This window comes from Streptomyces sp. SCA2-17, assembly GCF_044336695.1.
In genome coordinates, this window is record NZ_CP117521.1 from 3,446,450 (window position 1) to 3,461,882 (window position 15,433).

A 15,433-nucleotide genomic window follows, 5' to 3' on the forward strand; every position below is an offset into this window, starting at 1 on the left:
GTTAACGTAGCGCAGCGCCCCACGACACGTGCCTTCAAGGTCGTGTTCGTACCTTGGCGTTACGGCTACGGCTTGGGCGGCTGTCCGGTGACGAACGAGCCCATGCCGTGGGTAGTGACGATCAGGCCCTCTTCGCGCAGTGCGCGGGTGACCTTGCGAACCGTCACTCGCGCGACACCGAACTCCTGCTCCAGCTGCGTCTCCGAGACCAGGTGATTCACCGGGTACTCGCCGGAGGCGATGCGCTTCCGGATGACATCAGCGATCTGTGTCCACTTGGGAAGGGTCGGGTCGAATTCCATCACGCAGGCGACTGTAGGTAGGGGTGGCTACTCGAACATAGTAGCTGACGCCAGCAAACGCCTATAGACATCTGCATCTGACCCGCTCTATTGTGGCGCTTCCGAACCAGACCCCCGCGACCGCGCGAACGGTCCGGGGGCATGGCCACCAGCCTCAGGAGCTGATGACGTGAAGGACTTTATCCCCCGCTTCCTCGCCTGGACGAGGGCTCTCTTCGGTCACCGCGCGGCGCCCGTAACCCCCGTCGCGCCGCCCCCGCCGGAGGTACCCGCGCCCGCGCCCACCCCCGAACCCTTCCGCCCCCACTGCGGTGTCTACGTCTGGGCCACCGCGCACGGGATCGACATCCAGTCCAGCAGCAAGCTCCGCACCTGCACCTGCGCCACGAAGGCGCATGAACACCCCGCCGACAATGACGACCTCCGCGCCAAAGTCCGCGAGGTCAATGCCCGTAGCACCTGGGGGAAGTGACCTGACGTCATGACGCCACGCGGCCCGGGACGGAAATCAACCGTCCCGGCCGTCGTGCCGGCGGATAAGTGGGCCCGGACGCTGCGGAGCCTACGTGCACACCGCGTAGATCACGACCTTGCGCGGGTCCCGGTTGGCGTTGATCGGGGCTGTCGTCACCGTCCAGCCCTGGGCGTCCGCGGTGGGGAACGACTCGGAGATGTAGTTGCGCCGGTTGTCGCTGATGGACGCTCCGCCGCCGGTCGCGTGCTCCCCCGCGGGGCAGGGGACTACGTGGGTGGCGGCGAGATCGGCCGGATCGTTGAAGGTCAGCTGGACGACGTGCGGCGTTACGGCCGACGCGCTGCCGGCCGTGGCCAGCAGGGCGGCCGGGACGGCCAGGGCGGCTGTGGTCAGGACGCGGGTAACCGGGGCGAGTCTCATGGGGTGCCTCCAGAACAGAGCCGGACAAGAACCCTTCTCAGGACATCACGGGGCACACCCGGCGCCCATTCCCTGAAAGGGTGAGGCACCCTCAGTGGTGGAACGCCGTCGCCACCGTTTCCGGCCGCCCCAGCGGCCGCGGCTGGCGGCGGAGTTCCGGTAGCAGAGCGTGGAGGTCGTCCAGGAAGAGGTCGGCCAGGTCGTGGGAGAAGCCGTTGCGGCAGACGACGCGGAGGACCGAGAGGTCCTCGCGGTCGGGCGGGAACGTGTACGCGGGGACGAGCCAGCCGCGCTCGCGGAGGCGGCGGGAGACGTCGAAGACGTCGTACGCGTCGATGCCGTCGGCGACCGTGAAGGCGAAGACGGGGAGTTCGTCGCCGTGGGTGAGGAGGCGGAAGCCGCCCGTCTCCTCGATCAGGCCGGACAACCGGCAGGCCACGTCGCGCGCGTTCTGCTGCACCGCGCGGTAGCCCTCGCGGCCCAGCCGCAGGAACGTGTAGTACTGGGCGGCCACCTGCGCGCCGGGGCGGGAGAAGTTGAGGGCGAACGTCGGCATGTCGCCGCCGAGGTAGTTGACGCGGAAGACCAGGTCCTCCGGCAGGACGGACCGGTCGCGCCACAGGGCCCAGCCGACGCCCGGGTAGACGAGCCCGTACTTGTGGCCGGAGGTGTTGATGGAGGCGACGCGCGGCAGCCGGAAGTCCCAGAGCAGCTCCGGGTCGAGGAAGGGGGCGACCATGCCGCCGGACGCGCCGTCCACGTGGACCGGCACGTTCAGCCCGGTGCGCTGCTCCAGGTCGTCCAGGGCCGCGCAGAGGTCCGCCACCGGCTCGTAGGAGCCGTCGAACGTCGAGCCCATGACGGCGACGACCCCGATCGTGTTCTCGTCGCAGAGGGCCGCCGCGGCGCCGGGGTCGAGGTGGAAGCGGCCGCCGGAGAGGGGCACCTGGCGGGCCTCGACCTCCCAGAAGTTGCAGAACTTGTCCCAGCAGACCTGGACGTTGGCGCCCATCACCAGGTTCGGCCGGGCGCCGCCCCCGGGGTAGCGGTGGGCGTTGCGGGTCGCCCAGCGCCGCTTGAAGGCCAGGCCGGCCAGCATGCACGCCTCGCTCGACCCGGTGGTGGAGCAGCCGACGGCCGCGGCCGGATCCGGGGCGTGCCACAGGTCGGCGAGGATGGCCACGCAGCGCCGCTCCAGCTCGGCCGTGCGCGGGTACTCGTCCTTGTCGATCATGTTCTTGTCGCGGCACTCGGACATGAGGACGGCCGCCTGGGGCTCCATCCAGGTGGTGACGAAGGTCGCCAGGTTGAGCCGGGAGTTGCCGTCGAGCATGAGCTCGTCGTGGACGACCTGGTACGCGGCGTGCGGGGCCATCGGCCCGTCCGGCAGCCGGTGGCGCGGCGGCTCGGCCGCCATCCCGCCGACCGGGTCGGCCTCGCCGTACAGGAACGGGTTCACTGCCACGCCGCGGCGGCGGGCGGAGCGGCCGCCGCGTACGTCCTCGCCTCGGTGCAGGGCCATGATCGTGACGATACGGACTTGCACCTCACGTAGCGGGAGGGCGCACCGTGGTGGCCGTAAGCGAAAGAAGGAAGCGGACATGAGCTATTCCGTGGGGCAGGTCGCCGCCTTCGCCGGGGTGACCGTACGGACGCTGCACCACTACGACGAGATCGGGCTGCTGTCGCCCGGAGACCGCAGCCACGCGGGCCACCGGCGCTACGACGACACCGACCTCGACCGGCTGCAGCAGATCCTGTTCTACCGGGAGCTCGGCTTTCCGCTGGACGAGGTTGCGGTGCTGCTGGACGACCCGGGCGTGGACCCGGCCGAGCACCTGCGCCGCCAGCACGGCCTGCTCACCGAGCGGATCGAGCAGCTCCAGCGCATGGCCACCGCCGTGGAGCACGCCATGGAGGCGAAGAAGATGGGAATCCAGCTCACGCCGGAGGAGAAGTTCGAGGTGTTCGGGGACTACGACCCCGACGCGCACAAGGAGGAGGTCGAGCAGCGGTGGGGCGACACGGAGGCCTACCGCGAGTCGCAGCGCCGGACCGCCGCGTACACGAAGGAGGACTGGCTGCGGATCCAGGCCGAGGCGAACGGGCTCAACGAGCGCATCGCCGCCCTCCTGGCCTCGGGCGCGGCCGAGGACTCCCCGGAGGCCATGGACCTCGCCGAGGAGCACCGGCAGCAGATCGTGCGCTTCTACTACGACTGCGGGTACGAGATGCACACCTGCATCGGCGAGATGTACGTCACGGACGAGCGGTTCACCGCCACCTATGAGGCCATCCAGCCCGGCATGGCGGCCTTCCTGCGGGGTGCGATTCTGGCCAATGCGGCGCGGAACGCGTAAATGAAAACGCGTAAATGAAAACGCGTAAATGAAGGTGTAAACGGCTGCGACGCGCTAACAGTGGACAGTGGCAAGGACAGCGGCAACAACAGGGCGGCCCCGGCTGATGCCGGGGCCGCCCTGCTCTCTGCCCGCCCTCACGGACGCGGCGAGATCACCACCGCCGTGCCGTACGCACACACCTCCGTGCCCACGTCCGCCGCCTCCGTCACGTCGAAGCGGAACATCAGCACCGCGTTCGCGCCGCGGGCCCGGGCCTGCTCGATCAGCCGCTCCATGGCCTGGTTACGGGTCTCCACCAGCGTCTTCGTCAGGCCCTTGAGCTCGCCGCCGACCAGGGACTTCAGCCCCGCCCCGATCTGGCTGCCGATGTGGCGGGAGCGCACGGTGAGGCCGAAGACCTCGCCGATGACGCGGTCGACCTTGTAGCCCGGCACGTCGTTCGTCGTCACGACCAGGACGTCGGACTGGGACTGCCCGCCGCCGTACTCCTCGATGCCCATCGCATCCACCTCCGTCTGTGCAGTGTGTGCAGTTTTGCGGGTGCCTGACCAGGACGCATGCGGGGGCGGTGGGGTTGCGCCGACCGGGCGTACGGCGGAGCGGGCGCTCCTCCCGCACACTGGTAATCACACTGGAACGCGGCGGGGCCCCGTCGCGTTGGTAACTTGGGGCCGCACACCGGCCCACCCCGCCTGTGCCCGGGCCTCGCACGAGCCTGCGCCCTCGACCCAGGAGCCTGTCACCCGTGACCCCCATGACCACTCTCGCGCTCGGCCCCCAGTGGCTGGATGCGAACTATCTGATCGAGCAATTCGGTCTGATCGGCGTCCTGGCCATCGTCTTCGCGGAGTCCGGCCTTCTGATCGGCTTCTTCCTCCCCGGCGACTCGCTGCTCTTCACCACGGGCCTGCTGGTCACCACGGGCCAGATCAGCAAGCCGCTGTGGATCGTGTGCACGCTGGTGGCGGTCGCGGCGATCCTCGGCGACCAGGCGGGGTACCTCTTCGGCCGCAAGGTCGGCCCCGCGCTGTTCCGGCGCCCGGACTCCAAGCTCTTCAAGCAGGAGAACGTGGAGAAGGCGCACGAGTTCTTCGAGAAGTACGGGCCGAAGTCGCTGGTGCTGGCCCGCTTCGTGCCCGTGATCCGTACGTTCACGCCGATCATCGCCGGCGTGAGCCGCATGAACTACCGCTCGTTCCTCATCTTCAACATCATCGGCGGTGTCCTCTGGGGCGTCGGCGTGACGCTGCTGGGCGCGGCGCTCGGCAAGATCGAGTTCGTTCACAAGAACATCGAGCTGATGCTGGTCGCGATCGTGCTGATCTCGGTCGTGCCGATCGCCATCGAGTTCCTGCGGGCGCGCTCGAAGAGCAAGAAGGCGGCGGCGCGGGCGGCGGAGGCGCCGCCGGTGGCGCAGGCGCCGCAGTTCCCGTACGCGCCGCAGGCGCCGCAGGCGCCGTACGACGGCGGTTACCAGGGCCAGGGCCAGGGGCAGGGCCCGTACCCCGGTCAGGGGCAGGGGCAGAGCCCGTACCCGGGCCAGGGTCAGGGCCAGTATCCGAGCCAGGGTCAGGGCCAGTATCCGGGCGCCGGTCAGGAGCAGTACCCGGGTCAGGAGCAGTACCCGGGCCAGAGCCCGTACGCGGGTCCCGGCCAGGGCTCGTACCCCGCCCCGGGGCAGGGCCCGGCCGGCGGCCCGCGCCCCCCGGCCCAGCGCGGCCGTCACGCGCGACGCTGAGGCCGTACTCCCAGCCCCTCCTCCCAGCCCTCCTGCCCCACGACACCGCAGCCCGCATTCCGCATAGTGCCGGCCCCACTGGGCACACGCCCCTCTGATCAGGCATGGTGACCCTAGAGCTACGGCTCTGCGGGACGTTCCGGCGAGACGGCCGGCCTCTGCGGAACGTCCGGACGACCGGCGGGCAGGGCGTATGAGGAGCGCGAGGTGGCTGAGCGGCAGCGGGGCGGCGGCGGGACGGCCGGTGAGGCTCCGGAGGATCGCAAACCCCAGTCCGACGAGGCGCGCAGCGCCTTCACCCCGCCGCTCGGCGTCCCCCTCCCGCCCCCGCCCGAGGACGAGCACCCGACCTCCGAGTTCGCGGTCCCCGAGGGCATCGCCCCCGAGCCGCCCGGCGAACCCGAGGGCTCGGCCTTCACCCTCCCCGCGGGCGCGGTCGCCCCGGACTCCAGCACCACGCAGAGCACGCTGCTGCCCGGCTACACGCCGCCCTACGGCATGCCCAAGGTCAGCCTGACCAAGGACACGCCCTGGCAGGACCGCATGCGCACGATGCTGCGCATGCCGGTGGGGGAGCGGCCCGCGCCCGAGCGGGCCGCGAAGCAGGACGAGCCGGGCCCGCCCGTCCCCCGCGTCCTCGACCTGACGCTGCGCATCGGCGAGCTGCTCCTCGCGGGCGGCGAGGGCGCCGAGGACGTGGAAGCGGCGATGTTCGGCGTCGCGCACGCCTACGGGCTCGACCGCTGCGAGCCGACGGTCACGTTCACGCTGCTGACCGTCAGCTACCAGCCGTCCCTCGTCGACGACCCCGTCACCGCCAACCGCACGGTGCGGCGGCGCGGCACGGATTACACCCGGCTCGACGCCGTCTTCCGGCTCGTCCACGACATCACGTCGCAGGGGCTGACGCTGGAGGAGGCGTACCGCCGCCTGGCGGAGATACGCCGCAACCGCCACCCGTACCCGGGCTGGGGCCTGACCGCCGCCTCCGGGCTGCTCGCCGGCGCGGCGAGCATGCTCGTGGGCGGCGGGCTCGTGGTGTTCCTCGCGGCCGCCGTCGGCGCGATGCTGGGCGACCGGCTGGCGTGGCTCGCGTCGGGGCGCGGGCTGCCGGAGTTCTACCAGTTCGTGGCGGCGGGGCTGCCGCCCGCGGCGGTGGGCGTCGCGCTCAGCGCGCTCCACGGCTACGTGGACGTCCAGGCGTCCGCGGTGATCACCGGTGGGCTGTTCGCCCTGATCCCGGGGCGGGCGCTCGTGGCGGGCGTCCAGGACGGCCTGACGGGCTACTACATCACCGCCGCGGCCCGGCTGCTGGAAGTCGGCTATCTGGTCGCCGGCATCGTCTGCGGCGTGCTGATCGTCCTCTACGGGGGCGTGCACATCGGCGGGGCGACGCTCAATCCGGAGGCGGCGCTGGAGCGGGTGGAGCGGCCGGTGATCCAGATCATCGCCGCGATGCTGCTGTCCTTCGCCTTCGCGGTGCTGCTCCAGCAGGAACGTCACTCTGTGTGGGTGGCCACGCTCAACGGCGGGGTCGCCTGGGTGGTCTACGGCGCGCTCGCCGACACCGCCGGCCTGGACCCCGTGCCCGCCACGGCCATCGCCGCCGGGCTCGTCGGCCTCTTCGGGCAGCTGCTCTCGCGCTACCGGTACGCGTCCGCGCTGCCGTACGTGACGGCGGCGATCGGGCCGCTGCTGCCGGGTAGCGCGGTCTACTTCGCGCTGCTGAACTTCGCGAAGAACGAGCTGAACACCGGCATCGCCAGCCTCACGAAGGCCGCTGCGCTGGCGTTGGCCATCGCCATCGGGGTGAACCTCGGCTCCGAGATGGCCCGCATGTTCCTCAAGGTCCCGGGCGAGGCGGCGGGCCGCCGCGCCGCGAAGCGGACGCGAGGCTTCTAGGGGTAAGCCTTACGCGGGTCGCGGCCGTGGATCCGGGGCGCCCCGGAAGCTTTTGCTGCCGCGACGGCGACCCGCGGTCCCTGGAAGTTCGGGACCGGCCCTGTCCCTCCGCCGCGGCGGCGATCCGCCACAGCGGACGCCGTCGGCGGTGCCGAGCGCGCCTCGGGCTGGTACGGCACCGCCGGATTCCACCGTGGTGGTTGCGCGCCGCTGCGGCGGATAAGGGGTGGCCGGGCCGGCCCTTATCCGCGGCGCCTTCGGCGGTGCTGAGTGGGCTCCGCTTCGCGGTCCCTGGACGTTCGGCGCCGCCCCTTTCCTCCCGCCGCGGCGGCGATCCGCCACAGCGGACGCCGTCGGCGGTGCCGAGCGTGCCTCGGCTCGTACGGCACCGACGGGGTCCACCGTCGTGGTTGCGCGCCGCCGCGGCGGAGGAAGGGTGCCGGGCCGCCGGCAGACGCAGAGCGGGGCCGGGTTCCGTACGTGGGCGTACGGGACCCGGCCCCGCTCAAAGCGAGCCGCAGGCTCAGTGGTGGGCGCCGCCCGCCGCCTCAAGGCGCTTGTACGAGGCCTCGATCTCGGCCTCGGCCTCGGCGCGGCCGACCCAGTCCGCACCCTCGACCGACTTGCCCGGCTCCAGGTCCTTGTAGACCTCGAAGAAGTGCTGGATCTCCAGGCGGTCGAACTCCGACACGTGGTGGATGTCGCGCAGGTGCTCCATGCGCGGGTCGTTCGCCGGGACGCACAGCAGCTTGTCGTCGCCGCCGGCCTCGTCGGTCATGCGGAACATGCCGATGGCGCGGCACTTGATGAGGCAGCCCGGGAAGGTGGGCTCGTCCAGGATGACGAGGGCGTCCAGCGGGTCGCCGTCCTCACCGAGGGTGTTCTCGACGAAGCCGTAGTCCGCCGGGTAGCTGGTCGAGGTGAAGAGTCGGCGGTCCAGGCGGATGCGACCGGTCTCGTGGTCCACCTCGTACTTGTTCCGCGAACCCTTCGGGATCTCGATGGTGACGTCGAACTCCACGGGTGGCTCCTCCATGATCAACACATACGTCTGGTGATTAAGTGTCTCTCACGTGGGTGTGTGCTGGCGAAAGGGGCTGGTCGTAGTGTCGGAGACCAGGTCGTGGCGGCTCCGGCCGGAGCTCCGGCCTTCCCTGCCGCCGTTGCGCGGCGGCACGCCGCGGGCGCGGACGGTGCGCTTCGTCGCGGTGTCCGCGCTCGCCGGATGCGTCGTGGCGGCGGGCGCCGTCGGCGCGGCCGGCCCCTGGGAGGGCGGCCAGCGCAAGGCCGAGCGCGCCCGGTCCGCCGCGGGCGCGGCGGCGGACCGCGACGAGCGCGGCGGCGGCCCCGTACGCCCGGCCGCGCCGCCCGTGCTCGCGGGTCTCGGCGGCCTCGGCGGGCGGGCCACGGCGCCGCTGCCGGCCCGGGAGGGCCTCGCGGGCGCGCTGGAGGGCCTGCTGAAGGACGGCGCGCTGGGCGCGCAGACGTCGGCGGCCGTCGTCGACGTCGCCACCGGGCAGCAGCTGTACGGGGCCGGTCAGGACACGCCGTACACCCCCGCCTCCACGATCAAGACGGCCACGGCCGCGGCGGCGCTCGCCGCGCTGGGCCCGGATCACCGGATCGAGACCACCGCCGTCGCCGACGGCGACACCGTCGTGCTCGTCGGCGGGGGAGACCCGACGCTGACCGCCCGCCCCGCGAAGGAGGGCGCGCCGGCCGCCGCGAGCCTGAAGGATCTGGCCGACGCCACCGCCCGCGGCCTCAAGGCGCGCGGCAAGGGCCGGGTGAAGGTCGCCTACGACGCCTCCCGCTACTCCGGGCCCGCCCTCCACCCCATCGGGCCCAACGAGAACATCGCGCCGGTCAGCGCCCTGATGGTGGACGAGGGCCGGGTCGACGACTCCGACCACGGGCCCGCCGACCGCACGACGGACCCGGCCGGGGACGCGGCGCGGAAGTTCGCGGGGATGCTGCGGGACGCGGGCGTGGACGTGGACGGCGACCCGGCCGCGGGGGCGGCTGCCGCGGGCGCCAAGGCGGAACGTCTCGCCTCCGTCTCCTCGCCGCCGCTGTCCGCGCTCGTCGAGCGCACGCTCACCAACAGCGACAACGACATCGCCGAGGCGCTGGCCCGGCAGACCGCGCTGGCGTCCGGCGAGCCGGCGGACTTCGAGGGCTCGGCCAGGGCGGTGACGGCGCGCCTGGAGAAGCTCGGCCTGCCGCTGTCCGGGGCCCGGATCGCCGACGGCAGCGGGCTCGACCGCGCGGACCACGTCTCGGCGGCGTTCCTGGCCGGGCTCCTCGCCCGGGCGGCGGATCCGGCCCGGCCGGAGTTGCGGCCCGTCCTGACGGGGCTGCCCGTCGCGGGCTTCAGCGGGACGCTCAGCGGGCGCTACGGGGCGGACGCGGCGGGCCGCGGCCTCGTCCGCGCCAAGACCGGCACGCTCACGGGCGTCAACACGCTCTCCGGCACGGTCGTGGACGCGGACGGGCGGCTGCTGTCCTTCGCCTTCATGACGATGGACGCGTCGTCGGGCCCGAACGCCCAGGAGGCGCTGGACCGCATGGCGACGGCGCTGGCGGGCTGCGGGTGCCGCTAGCGCGGCCCGGCCTTTCGACGGTGCCGTACGGGTTTGAGCGGCGTTCGGCACCGCCGGTTCGCGCCGTGGTGGTTGCTCGCCGCGGCGGCGGTTTTTGAGAGGCGCGGCCTCTCGGGCCTCGGCGCTCCGCGCCCTAGGCGATCTCTTCCGCCGCAGCGGCGACCAGCCACGTCATACGTGCCCGGCGGTGCCCGCGAGCCTCGGCGGATTTCCCGCACCGTCAGCCGCCGGCGCCCCGTTATCCACAGCCCCACCGCTTCGCTACCCCGATCAGGGCCGTCCACGTACGGTGAAGCCATGACGAGCATCGGTGGTGCGGAGATGGTCGACTGGAAGCTCGCGGTGGCGACCGCGACCCGGTTCGTGCGGCCCGGACCGGAGATCAGCCGGGAGGAGGCGCGGGCGGTCGTCGCGGAGTTGCGGCGGCATGCGGCGACGTCCGAGGAGCACGTCAGGGAGTTCACCCGGATGTGGCCCGGCGGCGCCGGCAAGGGCGAGGGCGCCGGGAGCGACACCCCGGTCCTCGTCGTGGACAGGGCGGGGTGGATCAAGGCGAACGTGGCCGGGTTCCGCGCAATCCTCGGCCCGCTGCTGGAGAAGATGCAGGACCGCCGGGCGAACGTCCCCGGCGGGGCGGTGCTGGGCGCGGTCGGCGGCAAGGTCACCGGCGTGGAGCTGGGGATGCTGCTGTCGTTCCTGGCCTCCCGCGTCCTCGGCCAGTACGAGACGTTCGCCCCGGCGAGCAGGGACCTGCCGGGTTCGGCGACGGGCGGTGGCCGCCTGCTGCTGGTCGCGCCGAACATCGTCCACGTCGAGCGCGAGCTCGAAGTGGACCCGCACGACTTCCGCCTGTGGGTGTGCCTGCACGAGGAGACGCACCGGACGCAGTTCACGGCCGTCCCCTGGCTGCGCGACCACGTCGAGGGCGAGATCCAGGCGTTCCTGGCGGAGACGGACGTGGACCCCGCCACCCTGCTGGAGCGGATCCGGGAGGCGGCCCAGTCGCTGGCGGGCGGGCGCCCGCCGGAGGAGGACGGGGCGGACGAGGGCGGGCGCAGCATCGTGGATCTGGTGCAGACGCCCGCGCAGCGGGAGATCCTCGGCCGGTTGACGGCGGTGATGTCGCTGCTGGAGGGCCATGCGGACTATGTGATGGACGGTGTGGGCCCGCAGGTCGTGCCGTCGGTGGCGGAGATCCGGGAGAAGTTCCAGCAGCGCCGGGCGAAGGGCGCGGGCCGGCTGGACGCGGCGCTGCGGAAGCTGCTGGGGCTGGATGCGAAGCTGCGCCAGTACCGTGATGGTGAGCGCTTCGTGCGGGCCGTGGTCGGCGAGGTCGGGATGGACGGTTTCAACAAGGTGTGGACGTCCCCGAACACCCTGCCCACCAAGGCGGAGATCGCCAAACCGGCGGACTGGGTCGCGAGGGTGCACCGCCGTACAGAGCCGTGAACCGGAAGCTCCACCTCCGGGTAGAACGCCTCCGTAATCACCCGTCCGAGGGACCGTGAGCCAGGGGTGGGCGTGCGATGCTCGGGTAATGGCTCGCTTCTGTCACCATCAACGCACACAGCGTGACTGAGGCTTCGAAGCTCGCGCAGCTCCGAACGATCTCCATATGGAACGATTGGACACACGGACATGGGTCCACATCCCGCGGTCGCCGCGATACGCCTGGCGGTCCGCCGCGTACTTCACGACGTCCTCACCCCCACCACACCCGAATCCGTCCCCCCCGCCCCCGCGGGTGAGAAGCCGCTCGTCCTCGTAGCCTGCTCCGGCGGCGCGGATTCGATGGCGCTCGCCTCCGCGCTGGCCTTCGAGGCGCCCCGGCTCGGCATCCGGGCCGGCGGAGTCACCGTCGACCACGGCCTCCAGCACGGCTCCGATCTGCGCGCCGCAGAGGTGGCGAGCCGCCTCGCCGCCTTCGACCTCGACCCCGTCGAGGCGCTGACCGTCACCGTCGGCCGGGACGGCGGGCCCGAAGCCGCCGCCCGCGACGCGCGCTACGCCGCCCTCGACGCCGCCGCCGAGCGGCACGGCGCCGCGGCCGTCCTCCTCGGCCACACCCGGGACGACCAGGCCGAGACGGTCCTCCTCGGGCTCGCCCGCGGCTCGGGCACCCGCTCCCTCGCCGGCATGGCCGTGACCTCCGGCATCGGCGGCCGCTACCGCAGGCCCTTCCTCGGCCTCGACCGGCAGACCGCCCGCAAGGCCTGCATGGTCCAGTCCCTCCCCGTCTGGGACGACCCGCACAACGCCGACCCGGCCTACACCCGCTCCCGGGTCCGCCACGAAGCCCTCCCCGTCCTGGAGAAGGCCCTCGGCAAGGGCGTGATCGAGGCCCTCGCCCGCACGGCCCAGCTCTCCCGCGACGACGCCGACGCGCTGGACGACTGGGCCGCCGCCGTGGAGCCCTCCGTCCGGGACGACAGCGGCGCCCTGGAGACCGCCAAGCTCTACGCCCTGCCGCCCGCGGTGCGCCGCCGCGTGCTGCGCCGGGCGGTCATCTCGGCGGGCTCACCGGCCGGTTCGCTCTTCGCCCGGCACATCGAGGAAGTCGACCGGCTGATCACCGGATGGCGCGGTCAGGGAGCCATCAATCTGCCCGGGCGGGTCGCGGTCCGCAGGCAGGGTGGCAGACTGGTCCTCCGGCAGGGCTGATTCGAACGGGCACGAACGTCTCGAACGGGCCTCAGCTCGCCGCGGAAATGCCGGACGATCCGTAGACAAGCGAGAGTGGCGCGGGTGGACGACAAGGACATGGGCACCGACCTCAAGTCGGTGCTCATCACCAAGGAAGAGATCGACGCGAAGCTGGCGGAGCTGGCGGCGAAGATCGACGCGGAGTACGCGGGCAAGGACCTGCTGATCGTCGGTGTCCTCAAGGGCGCCGTGATGGTGATGGCCGACCTGGCGCGCGCCCTCTCCAACCCCGTCACGATGGACTGGATGGCCGTGTCCTCGTACGGCGCGGGCACCCAGTCCTCCGGCGTGGTCCGCATCCTCAAGGACCTCGACACCGACATCAAGGGCAAGGACGTCCTGATCGTCGAGGACATCATCGACTCCGGCCTGACCCTTTCGTGGCTGCTGTCGAACCTCGGCTCGCGCGAGCCCGCCTCGCTCAACGTCGTCACCCTCCTGCGCAAGCCGGAGGCGGCCAAGGTCGCGATCGACGTCAAGTGGGTCGGCTTCGACATCCCCAACGAGTTCGTCGTCGGCTATGGTCTCGACTTCGCCGAGAAGTACCGCAACCTGCCCTTCGTGGGCACGCTCGCGCCGCACGTCTACGGCGGCTGAGCCGGCGGGCCCTCGGAGCGGGCCACCCCTCCCGCAGTGCGGGAACCGAATGACGGTTCCCGCCGTTGGAGCAGGGTAAGGCGGGTTGGTTGACCGTCTGCAGCGGCGTCGGGAGACAATGCTGGGGTACCGTCCGAAGGTCAGTCTTTTTCAGACTTTCAAGTCAAGCTTTCAAGGTCGAGCAGGACACCGTACGCACAGGCACCCCGACCAGGGGCTGGCCGTGCCTCACTGTGGCAGGAGGGACGGGGCGCTTGCGCCCCGTATGGATGGACGTGAAGCGCTACTTCCGTGGGCCGGTCATGTGGATCGTGCTGGCCGTCCTCGCCGTGGTCGTGTTGATGCAGGTCGTCGGCTCCGGCGGCGGCTACAAGTCGGTGGACACCAGCCAGGTCGTTAACGCGATCAACAAGGACCTGGTGAAATCGGCCGAGCTGACGACCGGTGACGAGAACAAGATCAAGGTCGAGCTCAAGGACGGCCAGAAGGTCAAGGGCTCCAGCAAGATCCAGGCGAACTACATCGGCGAGCAGGGCGTTGACATCGCCAAGTCCCTGCAGGCCAACGCCGAGAAGAACATGATCCCGGAGGGGTACAACGTCTCGACGTCCAAGCAGAACCCGTTCATCGGCGTTCTGCTGTCGTTGCTGCCGTTCGTCCTCATCGTCGTGGTCTTCCTGTTCCTGATGAACCAGATGCAGGGTGGCGGCTCCCGGGTCATGAACTTCGGGAAGTCCAAGGCCAAGCTCATCACCAAGGACACCCCCAAGACGACCTTCTCCGACGTCGCGGGCGCGGACGAGGCCGTCGAGGAGCTCCACGAGATCAAGGAGTTCCTCCAGGAGCCGGCGAAGTTCCAGGCCGTCGGCGCCAAGATCCCCAAGGGCGTGCTGCTCTACGGGCCGCCCGGTACGGGCAAGACCCTGCTCGCGCGCGCCGTCGCCGGCGAGGCGGGCGTGCCCTTCTACTCGATCTCCGGCTCCGACTTCGTCGAGATGTTCGTGGGTGTCGGCGCCTCGCGCGTCCGTGACCTCTTCGAGCAGGCCAAGGCCAACGCCCCGGCCATCGTCTTCGTCGACGAGATCGACGCGGTCGGCCGCCACCGCGGCGCCGGCCTCGGCGGCGGGCACGACGAGCGCGAGCAGACCCTGAACCAGCTGCTCGTCGAGATGGACGGCTTCGACGTGAAGGGCGGCGTCATCCTGATCGCCGCCACGAACCGGCCCGACATCCTCGACCCGGCGCTGCTGCGCCCCGGCCGCTTCGACCGGCAGATCGCCGTCGACCGCCCGGACATGCAGGGCCGTCTGGAGATCCTCAAGGTCCACCAGAAGGGCAAGCCGGTCGCCCCGGACGTCGACCTGTCGGCCGTCGCCCGCCGCACCCCCGGCTTCACCGGTGCCGATCTCTCCAACGTGCTGAACGAGGCCGCCCTGCTGACGGCCCGCAGCGACCGGAAGCTGATCGACAACCACATGCTGGACGAGGCGATCGACCGCGTCGTGGCCGGCCCGCAGAAGCGGACCCGGATCATGAGCGACAAGGAGAAGAAGATCACCGCGTACCACGAGGGCGGACACGCCCTGGTCGCGGCGGCTTCCCCGAACTCCGACCCGGTGCACAAGATCACGATCTTGTCCCGCGGCCGTGCCCTCGGCTACACCATGGTCCTGCCGGACGAGGACAAGTACTCCACCACGCGCAATGAGATGCTCGACCAGCTGGCGTACATGCTGGGCGGCCGCGCCGCGGAGGAGCTCGTCTTCCACGACCCGACCACCGGTGCCGCCAACGACATCGAGAAGGCCACGGCCACGGCCCGCGCGATGGTCACGCAGTACGGCATGACCGAGCGCCTCGGCGCGATCAAGTTCGGCTCCGACAATTCCGAGCCGTTCCTGGGCCGCGAGATGTCGCACCAGCGCGACTACTCCGAAGAGGTCGCCGCCCTGGTCGACGAAGAGGTCAAGAAGCTCATCGAGACCGCGCACAACGAGGCGTGGGAGATCCTCGTCGAGAACCGCGACGTCCTCGACAACCTGGTTCTGGCCCTCCTGGAGAAGGAGACGCTGAACAAGGAGGAGATCGCCGAGGTCTTCAAGCACATCGTGAAGCGCCCGGCCCGCCCGGCGTGGACCGGTTCCTCGCGCCGTACGCCTTCCACCCGCCCGCCGGTGCTCTCCCCCAAGGAGCTCGCCCCGAGCAATGGTGGCCAGGCGATCGAGCAGGCCGGTCTCCCGGACGACACCCGGCCGGAGAGCTGATTCCGGCCGGTTCGGGCGGACAGGCCTTAAGGCTCACGGGCCCCGCACCACAGGGCCCGGAATGGA

General features: G+C 71.4%; 14 protein-coding genes. 9 read left to right on the plus strand and 5 right to left on the minus strand.

Features of this window, described 5'->3' with window-relative positions; all coding sequences use genetic code 11:
- Positions 1–65 precede the first annotated feature (65 nt).
- Positions 66–302: a GntR family transcriptional regulator gene (locus tag PS271_RS15520; protein WP_398386863.1), complete on the minus strand. Its 237-nt coding sequence runs from the start codon at positions 300–302 to the stop codon at positions 66–68.
- 169 nt (positions 303–471) lie between these two features.
- On the opposite strand from PS271_RS15520, the gene PS271_RS15525 reads away from it, so the two are divergent.
- Positions 472–774 (plus strand): hypothetical protein, encoded by a 303-nt coding sequence (locus PS271_RS15525; protein WP_398382455.1) that lies wholly within the window; start codon positions 472–474, stop codon positions 772–774.
- 90 nt (positions 775–864) lie between these two features.
- Here PS271_RS15525 and PS271_RS15530 read toward each other — a convergent pair whose 3' ends face one another.
- Together PS271_RS15530 and gad are read right to left on the minus strand one after the other, a co-directional pair.
- Positions 865–1,197 (minus strand): hypothetical protein, encoded by a 333-nt coding sequence (locus tag PS271_RS15530; protein ID WP_398382456.1) that lies wholly within the window; start codon positions 1,195–1,197, stop codon positions 865–867.
- Between the two features lie 91 nt (positions 1,198–1,288).
- Positions 1,289–2,719: a glutamate decarboxylase gene (gad, locus tag PS271_RS15535; RefSeq protein WP_398382457.1), complete on the minus strand. Its 1,431-nt coding sequence runs from the start codon at positions 2,717–2,719 to the stop codon at positions 1,289–1,291.
- A gap of 79 nt (positions 2,720–2,798) precedes the next feature.
- Between gad and PS271_RS15540 the strand changes: the two genes are divergently transcribed.
- The gene (locus tag PS271_RS15540) at positions 2,799–3,557 is read left to right on the plus strand and encodes a MerR family transcriptional regulator (protein ID WP_398382458.1); all 759 of its coding nucleotides are present in this window, start codon (positions 2,799–2,801) and stop codon (positions 3,555–3,557) included.
- Between the two features lie 137 nt (positions 3,558–3,694).
- Here the strand turns inward: PS271_RS15540 and PS271_RS15545 are convergent, their stop codons facing one another.
- Positions 3,695–4,060, minus strand: coding sequence for a YbjQ family protein (locus tag PS271_RS15545; protein WP_106674457.1), 366 nt, complete (start codon positions 4,058–4,060; stop codon positions 3,695–3,697).
- A 254-nt stretch (positions 4,061–4,314) separates the two neighbouring features.
- Here PS271_RS15545 and PS271_RS15550 point away from each other — a divergent pair, with 254 nt between their 5' ends.
- Positions 4,315–5,298 carry a DedA family protein gene (locus tag PS271_RS15550; protein WP_398386865.1) on the plus strand — a complete coding sequence of 328 codons (984 nt, stop codon included), beginning with the start codon at positions 4,315–4,317 and terminating at the stop codon, positions 5,296–5,298.
- 207 nt (positions 5,299–5,505) lie between these two features.
- Positions 5,506–7,200 (plus strand): threonine/serine exporter family protein, encoded by a 1,695-nt coding sequence (locus tag PS271_RS15555; protein WP_398382459.1) that lies wholly within the window; start codon positions 5,506–5,508, stop codon positions 7,198–7,200.
- Between the two features lie 523 nt (positions 7,201–7,723).
- Here the strand turns inward: PS271_RS15555 and PS271_RS15560 are convergent.
- Entirely contained in the window at positions 7,724–8,221 is a 498-nt protein-coding gene (locus tag PS271_RS15560) for an inorganic diphosphatase (RefSeq protein ID WP_030367366.1), read from the minus strand.
- 133 nt (positions 8,222–8,354) lie between these two features.
- Here PS271_RS15560 and dacB point away from each other — a divergent pair, with 133 nt between their 5' ends.
- From dacB to ftsH, 5 genes are all read left to right on the plus strand, one after another.
- The gene (dacB, locus tag PS271_RS15565) at positions 8,355–9,803 is read left to right on the plus strand and encodes a D-alanyl-D-alanine carboxypeptidase/D-alanyl-D-alanine endopeptidase (RefSeq protein ID WP_398386867.1); all 1,449 of its coding nucleotides are present in this window, start codon (positions 8,355–8,357) and stop codon (positions 9,801–9,803) included.
- A 297-nt stretch (positions 9,804–10,100) separates the two neighbouring features.
- Positions 10,101–11,252, plus strand: coding sequence for a zinc-dependent metalloprotease (locus PS271_RS15570; RefSeq protein WP_398382460.1), 1,152 nt, complete (start codon positions 10,101–10,103; stop codon positions 11,250–11,252).
- Between the two features lie 189 nt (positions 11,253–11,441).
- Entirely contained in the window at positions 11,442–12,464 is a 1,023-nt protein-coding gene (tilS, locus tag PS271_RS15575) for a tRNA lysidine(34) synthetase TilS (protein ID WP_398382461.1), read from the plus strand.
- Positions 12,465–12,563: 99 nt separating this feature from the next.
- On the plus strand, positions 12,564–13,103 hold the full coding sequence (gene hpt / locus PS271_RS15580) for a hypoxanthine phosphoribosyltransferase (RefSeq protein WP_058047052.1): 540 nt from the start codon (positions 12,564–12,566) through the stop codon (positions 13,101–13,103).
- 269 nt (positions 13,104–13,372) lie between these two features.
- Positions 13,373–15,367 (plus strand): ATP-dependent zinc metalloprotease FtsH, encoded by a 1,995-nt coding sequence (gene ftsH / locus PS271_RS15585; RefSeq protein WP_398386870.1) that lies wholly within the window; start codon positions 13,373–13,375, stop codon positions 15,365–15,367.
- Positions 15,368–15,433: the final 66 nt, after the last annotated feature.

Coding starts and splice junctions, on each gene's coding strand:
- PS271_RS15520 (WP_398386863.1), bottom strand. CDS start 302: ATGGAATTCGACCCGACCCTTCCCAAGTGGACACAGATCGCTGATGTC.
- PS271_RS15530 (WP_398382456.1), bottom strand. CDS start 1,197: ATGAGACTCGCCCCGGTTACCCGCGTCCTGACCACAGCCGCCCTGGCC.
- gad (WP_398382457.1), bottom strand. CDS start 2,719: ATGGCCCTGCACCGAGGCGAGGACGTACGCGGCGGCCGCTCCGCCCGC.
- PS271_RS15540 (WP_398382458.1), top strand. CDS start 2,799: ATGAGCTATTCCGTGGGGCAGGTCGCCGCCTTCGCCGGGGTGACCGTA.
- PS271_RS15545 (WP_106674457.1), bottom strand. CDS start 4,060: ATGGGCATCGAGGAGTACGGCGGCGGGCAGTCCCAGTCCGACGTCCTG.
- PS271_RS15550 (WP_398386865.1), top strand. CDS start 4,315: ATGACCACTCTCGCGCTCGGCCCCCAGTGGCTGGATGCGAACTATCTG.
- PS271_RS15570 (WP_398382460.1), top strand. CDS start 10,101: ATGACGAGCATCGGTGGTGCGGAGATGGTCGACTGGAAGCTCGCGGTG.
- tilS (WP_398382461.1), top strand. CDS start 11,442: ATGGGTCCACATCCCGCGGTCGCCGCGATACGCCTGGCGGTCCGCCGC.
- hpt (WP_058047052.1), top strand. CDS start 12,564: ATGGGCACCGACCTCAAGTCGGTGCTCATCACCAAGGAAGAGATCGAC.
- ftsH (WP_398386870.1), top strand. CDS start 13,373: ATGGACGTGAAGCGCTACTTCCGTGGGCCGGTCATGTGGATCGTGCTG.